This is a genomic window from Schumannella sp. GW821-FHT10F01, from assembly GCF_058809295.1.
In genome coordinates, this window is record NZ_JBXASM010000001.1 from 190872 (window position 1) to 203998 (window position 13127).

Genomic DNA, 13127 nt, shown 5'->3' on the forward strand with positions numbered 1-13127 from the left:
GCGGAGGCCCGCCGTGGGCGACAACGCATTCCACTTCACGCGGGCGCGGGCGGTGCTGCCGGGCGGTGTCAACTCCCCGGTGCGGGCGTACCGCTCGGTCGGCGGCACCCCGCGGTTCCTCGTCTCGGCCCGGGGGCCGTACGTCACCGACGTCGAGGGCCGCGAGTACGTCGACCTCGTCTGCTCCTGGGGTCCCGCGCTGCTCGGGCACGCGCATCCGGCGGTCGTCGAGGCCGTGCAGCGCGCCGCCGAGCGCGGGCTCTCGTTCGGCGCCACCACCCCGGCCGAGACCGAGCTGGCGGAGCTGATCCGCGAGCGCACGACCGTCGACGGCACGCGCGAGGTCGAGCGGCTGCGGCTCGTCTCCACCGGCACCGAGGCGACGATGACGGCGATCCGCCTCGCCCGCGGCGCGACCGCCCGCGACGTCATCGTGAAGTTCGCCGGCCACTACCACGGGCACTCGGACGGGCTCCTGGCGGAGGCCGGGTCGGGCGTCGCCACGCTCGGCCTGCCGGGCTCCGCGGGGGTGCCCTCCGACATCGCCGGGCTGACGCTCGTGCTGCCGTACAACGATCTCGACGCGGTTCGGGCGGCCTTCGAGGCGCACCCCGGTCGGATCGCCGCGGTCATCACGGAGGCCGCCGGCGCGAACGCCGGCGTGCTCGCGCCGACCCGCGGCTTCAACCGCGCGCTGCTGCGGCTCGCGCACCAGCACGGCGCGCTGCTCATCCTCGACGAGGTCCTCACCGGCTTCCGCGTCGGCCCGGCCGGCTGGTGGGGCCTCGAGGCCTCGCGCGTCGTGCCCGACGGCGCCGGCTGGGTGCCCGACCTCGTCACGTTCGGCAAGGTCGTCGGCGGCGGGCTGCCGCTCGCCGCGCTCGGCGGCCGCGCCGCGATCATGGAGCTGCTCGCGCCCGACGGCCCGGTCTACCAGGCGGGCACGCTGAGCGGGAACCCGGTCGCCGTGGCGGCCGGCATCGCGACGCTGCGGAACGCGACCGACGACGTCTACCGCCGGGTGGGCCACGCCGCGGACGCGGTCGCCGCCGGCCTCGACGCCGCGCTGACGGAGGCCGGCGTCGCGCACACGATCTCGCGTGCGGGCAGCCTGTTCTCCGTCGCGTTCCGCGAGGAGCCGGTGCGCGACTACGACGACGCCCGCGACCAGGAGTCCTGGCGCTACGGCCCGTTCTTCGCCGCGATGCTCGAGCAGGGGGTCTCGCTCCCGCCGAGCGTGTTCGAGGCCTGGTTCCTCAGCGCGGCGCACGACGACGCGGCGATCGACCGCATCCTGGCCGCGCTGCCGGGGGCGGCCCGGGCGGCGGCCGCCGCGACCTGAGCCGCGACCTGCCGGAGCGGCGACCTGAGCCGATCGGCGGAGTCGCGCCGGCTCAGCCGAGCACGCGGTAGGCGACCTTCTCGTAGCTCCAGATGCCGGGCCAGGTGGCGATGACGCGGTCCCGCTCGGCGGCATCCGCGGTGTAGAAGTGGTGCTGGTACGGGTCGGACCAGAAGCGGAACACCGGCGTCGTGCCCGACGCGGTCGAGTCGGCCGGGAACGCGGACCAGACCGGACCCTCGTACTGCCAGATGCCCGGCCAGGTGGCGATGACGCGGTCCCGCTCGGCGGCATCCGCGGTGTAGAAGTGCGCGCGCTTCGAGTCCGACCAGAAGCGGTACACCGGCACCGTGCCGGCGGTGCCTGCGGCGGGCGTGCGGAACGCCGTGCCCTCGTACTGCCAGATGCTCGGCCAGGTGGCGATGACCCGGTCCCGCTCGACCGGATCCGCCGTGTAGAAGTGCCCGGCGTAGACGGGGCTCCAGAACCGGTAGACCGGCACGCCCGCGGTCGAGCCGGGAGCGCCCCCGAGCGACGCGAGGTGGTCGTGGTAGGCGGTGCCGGACGGCGCCTTCGGCGCATAGGTCGTCGCGTCGGCGATGAGGGCGTAGCGGCTGTTCTCGAGCGACTCGGACGCGTCCACGTCCCACCATGCCCACGGCGCGTAGCCGGAGATCGCGGTGTCGGCCCAGCTCATGAACGTCGTGAGGAACGACGATCCGCCGTCGGTCTCGCCGAACTCCGTCGCGATCACCGGCACCGTGGCGGCGACCGGCGCGATCTCCGCGTTCCAGCACGTCACGGTCGAGCAGCGCTGGCCGGGGTAGTTGTGCCAGGCGGCGACGAGCTGCCCGTCATCGGGGCGCGCGGCGAGCCAGCCGCGGAGGTCGTTGGCGTAGTCGAGGCCGCCCAGCAGCACCGGCTGCGGCGCGCCGGCCGAGCGGATCGCGGCGACGAGCGCGGCCATGCCGACCACCGGATACGTCGCGCCCCGCGTCGCCTGGGTGTCGTTCTCGACCGGCGCCGCGCAGCCGCCGTCGCGCCAGCACGCCCAGGTCAGCCGGAAGGCGCCGCGCGAGTAGGGCTCGTTGAACGCCTCGAACAGCACCGAGCGGTTCGCCGCGAAGGCGCCGGCGACCCCGCGCCAGAAGTCGACGCTGCGGGCATCCGCCATCGCGCGCTGGCCGTCGGAGGCCGTGCCGGCCGGCGAGCTCCAGTGCAGGTCGACGATCGCGACGAGGCCGGCGGCGGTCAGCCGGCCGACGAAGGCGGTCACCGCCGCGCGGTAGCCGGCCGCGGTGCCGTAGGCGGGCGCGCCGTCCGCTCCGAGCCAGCACGCCTCGTTGAGCGGCACACGCGCGGCGGTGACGCCCCACGAGCGCATCGCCTGCACGGAGGCGGCATCCGTCGCGCTGCCCGAGTAGCCCCAGCCCTGCTGGCAGGCGTACTCGAAGCCGGGCACGTTCACCGCGTGCGCGGTCCAGGCGGTTCCGGTGCTGGAGTCGACGAGCCGCGCGCCCTGCACGACCGGGGTCGGCGCCGTCGCGCCGGTCGCGGCGACGGCGTCCGGGGTCGCGGGGCCGCTCAGCACCCCGGCGAGCACGACAGCCGCGGTCGCGCCGGCGACCAGGGCGGTCCTGACGACCCGGGAGGGCCGCCACCGCCGCGTCGCCGTCATGGCGATCAGCCCGCCGAGACGCGGTAGGAGACCTTCTCGTAGCTCCAGATGCCGGGCCAGGTGGCGATGACGCGATCGCGCTCGGCCGGGTCCGACGTGTAGAAGTGGTGCTGGTAGACGTCGGACCAGAAGCGGTAGACGGGCTTCGTGTCCGCCTGGGTCGAGTCGGCCGGGTAGGTGTAGAACGCGACGCCCTCGTAGCTCCAGATGCCGGGCCAGGTGGCGATGACGCGATCGCGCTCGGCGCGGTCGGTGGTGAAGAAGTGGCCCTTCTTCGAGTCCGACCAGAACCGGTAGACGGGCACGACGCCCGGCGTCCGCGGCGACGACGCGGCCTCGTAGGCGACGCCCTCGTAGTTCCAGATCGTGGGCATGTTCGCGATGACGCTGTCGCGCTCGGCGGCGCTCGCCGTGTAGAAGTGACCGGAGAACACGGGGCTCCAGAACCGGTAGATCGGCGCGGGCGCCGTGCTGCCGGAGTCGGGCAGCGCGAGGCCGGTCGACCAGTCGACGGTGGAGCCGTCCTCGAGCTGCACGGCCCGCATCGCCGGCGCGCTCGTCGAGGCGGCGCGTGCGGCCGGGTACTTCCCGAAGTTCTGCGTGTAGTACGGGTAGCCGTTCGCGCCGTAGGCGATGCCGATGCCGATGTCGGTGTAGTCGCCGAGGAGGTTGGCGAGGTGACCGGGGGAGTTCTTCCACGCGGTGACCACGGCAAGGCGCCCCTCGGAGGTGCCGGCCGGGTCGTAGCCGTAGGCGACGTTCTCACCGGCGCGGGCCCAGCCCGACGGGATCTGCGACGCGAAGCTCGGGTTGTGGCTCATCGCCTGGTTCGAGGCCTGCTGCTGCGACCACGTCGCGGCTACCTGGTCGATCGCGGTGCTGCGGTACAGCGGCGCGAGGCCGTTGGCGATGCGGAGGCGGTTCGTGTCGCCGAGGATCCGGAGGATCACGTTCTCGTCCGACGGACGGGCGGCGGCCTGCGCGGGAGCCGGCACCGCGGCGACGACGGCGAGCAGCGTCGCGACGATCACCCCGATGAGCAGCGCCGTCCTGCGGCGCTGACGGTCGACCCGCGACGTGATGATGCTCTGCATCCTGATTTCCCCCATGGGGGAACGACCGTGCGCCCCTCCGCGCGCAGATCGCACACGGCACACATCCCCCGCCGTCAAGGATGCCGCGGCGCACGAGACGGCGCGAGTCCCCCGTTTCGGGGTACACCGGCGTGGTGTGCTACAGAACGGCGCCGAGGATGTAGAGGAGCAGCCCGAGCAGCGGCGCCCCGCCCTGCAGCACCGCGGCGCGCCAGAGCGCGGGCAGCGAGGTCACGAGCACGATCGACGCGAGCAGCATGCACAGCAGCCCGAAGCCGATGACGGCCATGCCCACGTTCGCGAACGGGGTCAGCGCCAGCAGCATGATGCCGACGAGCACGCCGACGGCGAGGAACAGGTTGTAGAAGCCCTGGTTGTAGGCCATCGGGCGCACCGTGTCGGCATCCGCCTGGCTCGCGATGCCGAAGCGGCGCCAGGTCGCGGGGCGTCGCCAGAGGATGCTCTCCGCGAGGAAGATGTAGATGTGCACGAGCGCCGCGATCGCGGCGAACGCCGTGCCGGCGATCGTCAGTGGTGCCATCGCCATCAGTCTCGCACGCGCACGACGGTGCGCCCGTGCAGCCGGCCGGCGAGGATGTCCGCGGCGGCCGCGGCGACCCCGTCGAGGTCCACCTCGGTCGTGAGCTCCTCGAGCAGCGCCGGGTCGAGGTCGCGCTCGAGCCGGGCCCAGACGTCGCGGCGCATCGCGGGCGTCGCCTCGACCGAGTTGATGCCCAGCAGGCTCACCCCGCGGAGGATGAACGGCTGCACCGTCGTGTCGAGGCGGGCGTCGCCGACCAGCCCGTAGGAGGCCACCGCACCCCACTGGGCGGTCTGCGCGAGCAGGTTGTGCAGCACCGCGCCGCCGACGCCGTCGAGGGCACCGGCCCACCGCCGCTGCTGGAGCGGGCGTCCGGCCTCCGCCACCGCCTCCCGCGGCAGGATCTCGGACGCGCCGAGGCGACGCAGCAGGTCGTGCTGCTCGGGCTTGCCGCTGACCGCGACGACCTCGCGGCCGCTCCGCGCGAGCAGCGCCACCCCGATCGAGCCGACGCCGCCGGTCGCGCCCGTGACGATCACCGGGCCGTCGGGGATGCCGTGGCGCTCCAGCGCGAGCACCGCCTGCGCGGCCGTGAACCCCGCCGTGCCGATCGCGGCCGCCCCGCGCGTGCCGAACGCCGCGGGCACCCGGACGAGCAGCTCGCCAGGCACGCGGGCCTCCTCCGCGTAGCCGCCGTTGCGCGTCTCGCCGAGTCCGGCCCCGGTCAGCACCACCTCGTCGCCGGCCGACCACGCGTCGGACGAGCTCTCGGACACCGTCCCCGCGAGGTCGATCCCGGGCACCAGCGGCGACACCCGCATGACCCCGGGACTGCCGCTCAGCGCGAGCCCGTCCTTATAGTTGACCCCGGACCACGCCACGTCGACGACCACATCCCCCTCGCCGAGGTCGTCCGGGCTCAGATCGCGGATGCCGACGCTGACGTCGGACGAATCGCCGTCGCGCTCGACGACCAGTGCTCGCACCATCTCAGACCCCTCATCCCGGATCCCGCGGAGCGGGTCCCGACCAGACGGCGTGAGGCTTCGACAGGCTCAGCCGTCCGACTTCCGCCTACCCGAACAGCAGCGCAGCCTCGTCGTACCGACTCTGCGGCACCGTCTTCAGCCGGCCCAGCGCATCCTCGAACGGCACGTGCACGATCTGCGTGCCGCGGAGCGCGACCATGCGGCCCCAGCGCTCCTCGCGCACCGCATCCACGACGGCCATGCCGTACCGGGTGGCGAGCACGCGGTCGTACGCCGACGGGGTGCCGCCGCGCTGGATGTGGCCGAGCGTGGTGGCGCGGGTCTCGACGCCGGTGCGGGCCTCGATCTCGGGGGCGAGCATGTCGCCGATGCCGCCGAGGCGGGGGCGGCCGAAGGCGTCGAGTCCGCGCTCGGAGTGGGCGTCGTCCATGGTGTCGAGCTTGAAGCCCTCGGCGACGACGATGAGGGGCGCGCGTCCGCGCGATCGGGCCGACTCCACCCAGCCGGTGATCTCGTCCATGCTCGTCTTGCGCTCGGGGATGAGGATGGCGTGCGCGCCGGCGGCCATGCCGGAGTGCAGCGCGATCCAGCCGACGTGGCGGCCCATGACCTCGGCGACCATGCACCGGCCGTGCGAGTCGCCGGTGGTGCGGAGGCGGTCCATGGCGTCGGTGGCGATCTGCACGGCGGTGTCGAATCCGAACGTGTAGTCGGTGGCGGACAGGTCGTTGTCGACCGTCTTCGGCACGCCGACGATCTTGATGCCCTCGTCGGTGAGGCGCTTCGCCGCCGCGAGCGTGCCCTCGCCGCCGATGGCGACGATGGACGTGATGCCGTGCTGCTCCATCACCTCGGCCACGCGCTCCGGGCCGCCGCCGTTCTCGAACGGGTTGGTGCGGCTGGTGCCGAGGATGGTGCCGCCCTGCTTCGAGATGCCCATGACCTCCGGGCGTCCCAGCGGCACGACATCGCCCTGCACGACGCCTCGCCAGCCGTCCTTGAAGCCCACGAACGTCTCGTCGTGCTCGATCGCGCCCTTGAGGACCGCGGCGCGGATGACCGCGTTGAGCCCGGGGCAGTCGCCGCCGGAGGTGAGGATGCCGATGCTCATGACCCCATCCTGCCGGTCGGGAGGGGTTCGCCCCAATCCCGGACCCTGTCCGCCGCCCGGGTTAACCTGGGCGCGACATGACGCCGCTGACCACCCGCTACGCGCCCGACCGGGAGGTCGCACTCGCGCCGACCCTCGGGGCGCTCGGGCAGTTCGGCGTCGACCCGACCGCGCGGCACGTCGACGGACGGTGGTGGCTGGTGCTGCGCACCCCCGCCGGCACGGCGACGCTCTGCCTCCGCGCGGCCGGCGGGGCGGTGCTCGCGACCGCCTGGGGCGACGGCGCGGGCGAGGCGCTGCACCGGGTGCCGCAGCTCTGCGGGGCGTCGGATGACGACTCCGCGTTCGAGGCGCACCGTCATCCGCTCGTCGCGGAGCTGCATCGGCGCGCGCCCGGTCTCCGGCTCGCGCGCACCGGGCTCGTGCTGGCCGCGCTCGTGCAGTCCGTGTTCTTCCAGAAGGTGACGGGTCGCGAGGCGGCGCAGAGCTGGCGCACGCTGGTGCGCGCGCACGGGGAGCCGGCGCCCGGGCCGGCGCCGCAGGGCATGCGCGCGTTCCCGACGGCCGCGGCGTGGCGGCGCATCCCGTCGTGGGAGTGGCACCGCGCGGGCGTGACGCCGCAGCGCCGCGACACCCTCCAGCGCGTGCTCGCGGTGGCGGACGCGCTCGAGCGCGCGGCGCACGACGACCCCGCGGAGGCGCGGCGCAAGCTGCGCAGCGTGCCCGGCGTCGGCGTCTGGACGGCGGCGGAGACCCTGCAGCGCTCGCACGGCGACCCGGACGCGGTGAGCTTCGGCGACTTCCACGTCGCGAAGACGGTGGGCTGGGCGCTGACCGGCCGGCGGGTCGACGACGACGGGATGCGCGAGCTGCTCGAGCCGTGGCGCGGCCAGCGGCAGCGGGTGGTGCGGCTCATCACGCACGCGGGCATCTCCTACGAGCGGCACGCCCCGCGCATGACGATCCCGGCGCACCGCGCGAGCTGACCCGTGCGTCCCGCCTGGGTGTCGCGTCACCGGGCGTCATCCGGCGAGCGCGGCCGCGGAGGTCGCGGTTAGGGTGACCCGATCCAGCGCTCCGTGCGCATCCCGGCAGAGAGGCCCCCGCATGCCCACCGCGCCCCGCATCCGCACCGTCCTCGTCGCCGTGGCGGCCGCCGCCGCTCTGGCGGTGACCGGCTGCGCCGCCGGCGGCTCCTCCGGCGGCGCGTCGGACGGCACCGGATCCTCCTCGGGCGGGCTGAGCCTCGCCGACGTGAAGAAGGCGGGCAAGCTCGTCGTGGCGACGGAGGGCACCTACCGCCCGTTCACGTACCACGCGGACGGCGGCAGCGGGAAGCTGACCGGCTACGACGTCGAGGTGATCACCGCCGTCGCGGACAAGCTCGGCGTCGAGCCGGAGTTCCAGGAGACGCAGTTCGACGCGATCTTCGCCGGCCTCGACGCGAAGCGCTTCGACATCATCGCCAACCAGATCTCGATCAACCCGGACCGCGAGAAGAAGTACGACTTCAGCGAGCCGTACACGGTCTCGCCGGGCGTGCTCATCGTGCCCGACGGCAGCGCGATCGCCTCGTTCGACGACCTGTCGGGCAAGACGAGCGCGCAGTCGCTGACGAGCAACTGGTACAAGGTCGCGCAGGACTCCGGCGCCCAGGTGGAGCAGGTGGAGGGCTGGGCCCAGGCCGTCCAGCTGCTGAAGCAGGGCCGCGTCGACGCGACGATCAACGACAAGCTGACCTACCTCGACGCGAAGAAGACCGGCGACACCGACGGCCTGAAGATCGCCGCCGAGACCGACGATGTGTCGAAGAACGCGTTCGCGCTCCGCAAGGGCTCCACCACGCTCGTGAAGGCGATCGACACCGCCCTCGACGAGCTGCGGGCCGACGGCACGCTCGCGAAGATCAGCGACAAGTACTTCGGCGAGGACGTGAGCGAGTAGGACTCCGCCGGGGACGGCGGGCGGACCGCGATGGACGTCTGGCAGCTCGCGCTCGACTCGCTCTGGCCGCTCGTGCGCGGCGCGCTGGTCGGCACGATCCCGCTCGCGCTGGCCTCGTTCGCGCTCGGCCTCGTGCTGGCGCTGCTGCTCGCGCTCGGGCGGATGTCGCGCTTCCGGGCGCTGTCGCTGCCGTCGCGCTTCGTGATCTCGGTGGTGCGCGGCACCCCGATGCTCGTGCAGCTGTTCGTGATCTTCTACGGCATGCCGGCGATCGGCATCACCCTGCCGCCGTGGCCGAGCGCGATCATCGCGCTGTCGATCAACGTCGGCGGCTACGCGGCGGAGACCATCCGCGCCGCGATCCTGTCGGTGCCGGCCGGGCAGTGGGAGGCCGGGTACACGGTCGGGATGTCGCGCCTGACCACGCTGCGGCGCATCATCCTTCCCCAGGCCGCGCGCGTCTCCGTGCCGCCGCTGTCGAACACCTTCATCAGCCTGGTGAAGGACACCTCGCTCGCGTCGCTCATCCTGGTGCCCGAGCTGTTCAAGGAGGCCCAGCGGATCGCCGCGGCCTCGCTGCAGTTCATGGTCGTGTACATCGAGGCGGCGCTGATCTACTGGGTGATCTGCATCGCGCTGTCGTTCCTGCAGGGTCGTCTCGAGCGGAGGTTCGACCGCTATGTCGCCCACGTCTGATCCCCGCTCAAGCGGCTCGGCCGGCGAGGTCGTGCTCCGGGCCGCCGGCCTGACCAAGTCGTTCGACGGCCGCGCGGTGCTGCGGGGCGTCGACCTCGAGGTGCGTCGCGGCCGCGTGCTCGTGCTGATCGGGCCGTCCGGCTCCGGCAAGACGACCGTGCTGCGCGCGCTCAACGCGCTCACACCCGCCGACGCCGGCACGATCGAGTTCGACGGCGAGACGATCGACTTCGGCGCCGCCGTGTCCGGCCGGGTGCGGACGGCGCAGCGCGCGCGGCTGCGCGACAGCGCCGGCATGGTGTTCCAGCACTACAACCTCTTCCCGCACCGGACCGTGCTGCAGAACATCGTCGAGGGGCCCGTGATCGTGCAGGGGCGTCCCAGGGCCGAGGCGGAGGACGAGGCCCGCCGGCTGCTCGCCCGCGTCGGACTGGAAGGCCGCGAGGACGCCTACCCGTTCCAGCTGTCCGGCGGGCAGCAGCAGCGGGTCGGCATCGTGCGCGCCCTCGCGCTGCGGCCCCGGCTGCTGCTGTTCGACGAGCCGACCTCCGCGCTCGATCCGGAGATCGTCGGCGACGTGCTGACGATCATGAAGGAGCTCGCCGACGAGGGCTGGACGATGGTGGTCGTCACGCACGAGCTCGCGTTCGCGCGCGAAGTCGCCGACGAGGTGCTGTTCCTCGACGGCGGGGTGATCGTCGAGCGCGGCGCACCCGGCGACGTGTTCCGCGCCCCGCGGGAGCCGCGCACGCGCGAGTTCCTCGACCGGCTGCTGCGTCCGCTCGATCCGGGCACACCGGCGGCCGACTGATCCGGGCGCCGTTGTAGCGCTCCTCCAATGGATGCGCGACCGCGGTTGACGGAAGGTACCGTCGCGGGGTGCACATGTGGTTCCGGACCCTCCTGCTGCAGTTCACCTGGCGCCTCCGCCGCCGGGTCGGCATCCATGACGTCGGCCGGCTGCCGATGCGGGTGACGCTGACCGACATCGACGTGCTGCGCCACGTCAACAACGGCATCTACCTCTCGCTCATGGACCTCGGGCGCTGGGACCTCATGCTGCGGGCGGGCGTCTGGCAGCGGATGCTCCGCGAGGGCGTCTACCCGGTGGTCGCGTCGTCGACGATGACGTACCGCCGGTCGCTGCAGCTCGGCCAGCGCTACGTGCTCGAGTCGAAGGTCGTCGGCTACGACGACCGGTCGATCTACCTCGAGCAGCGCTTCACGGTGCGCGGCGAGATCTACGCCCGCGGCATCGTGCGCGGCAGGTTCCTCAAGCGTGCGGGCGGCGTCGTGTCGACCGACGAGCTCGTGCGCCTGCTCGGCGTCGACGCCGAGGTCTTCCCGCCGGATGCCGCGCTCGCGCGCTGGGCCGCCGACGTCGCGCTGCCCTCGACCCGGCAGCCCGCTCCGAGCATCTGGGACTGATCCCCGTCTTCCGGATCCCTGAGCCCGTCGAAGGGCCTTCGACAGGCTCAGGCACCCGAGGTGTGGCCTAGGTCAGCGAGCCGAGCACGGCCATCGCGGCGTTGTGGCCGCCGATGCCGCTGACCCCGCCGCCGCGCCGCGCGCCGGCGCCGCAGAGCAGGATGCGCTCGTGGCCGGTGGCGACGCCCCAGCGGGCGGCCTCCGAGTCGAGCACCTCGTCGTCCTCCGCGAACGGCCAGTCGAGCGCGCCGTGGAAGATGCTGCCGCCCGGCAGTCGCAGGCTCGACTCGAGATCGGCCGTCGTGCGCGTCTCGATGCAGAGCCGCCCGTCGGCATCCGTCATCACGACGTCGCGGATCGGCTCCGCCAGCACCGAGTCGAGCGAGGCGAGCACTGCGCGCTCGAGCTCCTCGCGCGCCGCGTCCGGGTCGCGGCCGGCGAGCAGCGAGTGCGGCGCCTGCAGCGCGAACACGGTCATGGTCTGGGCGCCGGTCGCGGCGAGCTCCGGCGAGAGGATCGTCGGGTCGGTGAGCGAGTGGCAGTAGATCTCGCACGGCAGCGGATCGGGCAGCCGCCCCTCGCTCGCCGCCGCGTGGGCGCGGTCGAGCTGGGTCCAGGTCTCGTTGATGTGGAACGTGCCGCCGAAGGCCGCGGCCGGGTCGATGTTGGGGTCGCGGAGCCGCGGCAGCCGGGAGAGCAGCAGGTTGACCTTCACCTGCGCGCCCTGAGCGCCCGGGCGGTCGTCGGGCGCCGGGGTCGGCGCGGGCGCGGACGCCGACCTCGTGCCGACGGCGAGCAGCCGCGCGAGCTCGGCGGGGGAGCAGCCGGCGAGGATCCGGTCCGCGGCGATCACGCCCTCGATCGCGCCGCGCACCTCCAGCTCGCCGTCCGGCGTCACCGCGGTGACCTCGGCCCCGGTGACGATCTCCGCGCCGGCTGCGAGCGCCACTCGGCGCAGCTCGGCGGTCACGCCGCCCATCCCGCCGACCGGCACGTCCCAGTCGCCGGTGCCGCCCCCGATGACGTGGTAGGCGAAGCAGCGGTTGGCGGCGAGGCTGCGGTCGACGACGGGCGCGAAGGTGCCGATGAGGCCGTCGGTCAGCACCATGCCGCGCACGAGGTCGTCGCCGAACGCGGTCGCGATCGCCTCGCCGACGGGCCGCTCGACGAGCTCGTCCCAGGTGCGGTCGTCGCCGAGCGCGCGGCGCAGCTCGGAGCGGGTCGGCAGCGGCTCGGTCACGGTCGGGAACACGGCGCGGGCGAGGCGCGCCGTCCGCTCGTTCCAGCGCTCGAACGGGCGGGCATCGGCGCCCGCGCCGATGATCTGGAACGACACCGCCGTGCGGATCGGGTCCGCCGTGTCGATGAGCAGCCCGCGGTCGCCGCCGGGCACCGGCGTGAACGAGGAGTAGCGGCGGCGGGCGAGGCGGATGCGCAGCCCGAGGTCGTCGACGATGCGCCGCGGCAGCAGGCTCACCAGGTACGAGTAGCGGCTGAGCCGCGCGGGGATGCCCGCGAACGGCTCCTCGCTGACCGCGGCGCCGCCGAAGGCGTCGAGCCGCTCCAGCACGATCACGCGGAGCCCGGCCCGGGCGAGGTAGGCGGCGGCGGTGAGGGCGTTGTGGCCTCCGCCGACGATGGCGACGTCGTGGCGGGCGCGGCTCGTCATGGGCGCGAGCCTAGCGATGGCGGCCGAGCCGGTCAGGCCAGGTCGGACTCGCGCTCGAGATCGCCGTCGCCCTCGGCGATCGCGCAGCCCGGCTCGATGCCCTCGATCGTGCGGCGGCCCCAGCCGCGCATCGCGTCGGCCTCGCCCTCGGCCAGGTCGTCGAGGAACCAGCGGCGGATGTCGCCGGCGTGCGCCCGCAGCGCCGCGAGCTCCGTTCGCTGGCCCTCGGCGGTGATCCCGATCCAGGTGCCCCGGCCGTCCGCGTCGCACTCGGTGCGCTCGACGAAGCCGCGGTGCTCCATGCGGGTGAGCTGGTGCGAGACGCGGCTCTTCTCCCAGCCGAGCACCTCGGCCAGCTCGCCGACGCGGAGCCGGCGGTCGGGCGCCTCGCGCAGCGCGATCAGCACCTGGAACTCGGCCTGCGAGATGCCGGACTCGCGCTGCAGCCCGCGCTCCAGCTCACGGGCGAGCAGGCGCTGCGCCCGCATCCAGGTGCGCCACAGGTCCCACTCCTCCGGGGACAGAGTCCGGGTCTCCGCCATGGCCGGAATTCTAACGACCGGGCCCCCTGCGTCGAGGGGTGGCGAATCGACGCGTCCGGGGCGCCGGCGACGTCGATTCGCGACCCGTCGACC

General features: G+C 73.8%; 13 protein-coding genes. 6 read left to right on the forward strand and 7 right to left on the reverse strand.

The window, feature by feature from the left end; genetic code table 11:
• Positions 1-13: 13 nt before the first annotated feature.
• Positions 14-1342 (forward strand): glutamate-1-semialdehyde 2,1-aminomutase, encoded by a 1329-nt coding sequence (gene hemL, locus AC1RSJ_RS01015; RefSeq protein WP_493116453.1) that lies wholly within the window; start codon positions 14-16, stop codon positions 1340-1342.
• A gap of 52 nt (positions 1343-1394) precedes the next feature.
• Here hemL and AC1RSJ_RS01020 read toward each other — a convergent pair whose 3' ends face one another.
• From AC1RSJ_RS01020 to AC1RSJ_RS01040, 5 genes are all read right to left on the reverse strand, one after another.
• Positions 1395-3020 carry a cellulase family glycosylhydrolase gene (locus tag AC1RSJ_RS01020; protein ID WP_493116454.1) on the reverse strand — a complete coding sequence of 542 codons (1626 nt, stop codon included), beginning with the start codon at positions 3018-3020 and terminating at the stop codon, positions 1395-1397.
• A 5-nt stretch (positions 3021-3025) separates the two neighbouring features.
• Positions 3026-4114 carry a CAP domain-containing protein gene (locus tag AC1RSJ_RS01025; protein ID WP_493116455.1) on the reverse strand — a complete coding sequence of 363 codons (1089 nt, stop codon included), beginning with the start codon at positions 4112-4114 and terminating at the stop codon, positions 3026-3028.
• A gap of 139 nt (positions 4115-4253) precedes the next feature.
• Positions 4254-4655: a DUF1304 domain-containing protein gene (locus AC1RSJ_RS01030; protein ID WP_493116456.1), complete on the reverse strand. Its 402-nt coding sequence runs from the start codon at positions 4653-4655 to the stop codon at positions 4254-4256.
• Between the two features lie 5 nt (positions 4656-4660).
• Positions 4661-5644 carry an MDR family oxidoreductase gene (locus AC1RSJ_RS01035; RefSeq protein WP_493116457.1) on the reverse strand — a complete coding sequence of 328 codons (984 nt, stop codon included), beginning with the start codon at positions 5642-5644 and terminating at the stop codon, positions 4661-4663.
• Positions 5645-5729: 85 nt separating this feature from the next.
• A complete protein-coding gene (locus AC1RSJ_RS01040; protein WP_493116458.1) occupies positions 5730-6755 on the reverse strand; it encodes a 6-phosphofructokinase in 1026 nt (341 codons plus the stop codon).
• Between the two features lie 77 nt (positions 6756-6832).
• Between AC1RSJ_RS01040 and AC1RSJ_RS01045 the strand changes: the two genes are divergently transcribed.
• The 5 genes from AC1RSJ_RS01045 (at position 6833) to AC1RSJ_RS01065 (ending at position 10823) form a co-directional block, all read left to right on the forward strand.
• Positions 6833-7741, forward strand: coding sequence for a DNA-3-methyladenine glycosylase family protein (locus tag AC1RSJ_RS01045; RefSeq protein ID WP_493116459.1), 909 nt, complete (start codon positions 6833-6835; stop codon positions 7739-7741).
• A gap of 121 nt (positions 7742-7862) precedes the next feature.
• On the forward strand, positions 7863-8699 hold the full coding sequence (locus AC1RSJ_RS01050; RefSeq protein WP_493116460.1) for an amino acid ABC transporter substrate-binding protein: 837 nt from the start codon (positions 7863-7865) through the stop codon (positions 8697-8699).
• Between the two features lie 30 nt (positions 8700-8729).
• Positions 8730-9395 (forward strand): amino acid ABC transporter permease, encoded by a 666-nt coding sequence (locus AC1RSJ_RS01055; RefSeq protein WP_493116461.1) that lies wholly within the window; start codon positions 8730-8732, stop codon positions 9393-9395.
• Positions 9379-10206, forward strand: a complete 828-nt coding sequence (locus AC1RSJ_RS01060; RefSeq protein WP_493116462.1) for an amino acid ABC transporter ATP-binding protein — start codon at positions 9379-9381, stop codon at positions 10204-10206. Before AC1RSJ_RS01055 ends, AC1RSJ_RS01060 begins: the two co-directional genes overlap by 17 nt.
• 74 nt (positions 10207-10280) lie before the next feature.
• Entirely contained in the window at positions 10281-10823 is a 543-nt protein-coding gene (locus AC1RSJ_RS01065; RefSeq protein ID WP_493116840.1) for an acyl-CoA thioesterase, read from the forward strand.
• Between the two features lie 67 nt (positions 10824-10890).
• On the opposite strand, the gene AC1RSJ_RS01070 is transcribed toward AC1RSJ_RS01065, so the two are convergent.
• Both AC1RSJ_RS01070 and AC1RSJ_RS01075 read right to left on the reverse strand, forming a co-directional pair.
• A complete protein-coding gene (locus tag AC1RSJ_RS01070) occupies positions 10891-12492 on the reverse strand; it encodes a phytoene desaturase family protein (RefSeq protein ID WP_493116463.1) in 1602 nt (533 codons plus the stop codon).
• A gap of 32 nt (positions 12493-12524) precedes the next feature.
• Positions 12525-13034 (reverse strand): MarR family winged helix-turn-helix transcriptional regulator, encoded by a 510-nt coding sequence (locus AC1RSJ_RS01075; RefSeq protein WP_493116464.1) that lies wholly within the window; start codon positions 13032-13034, stop codon positions 12525-12527.
• Positions 13035-13127 lie beyond the last annotated feature (93 nt).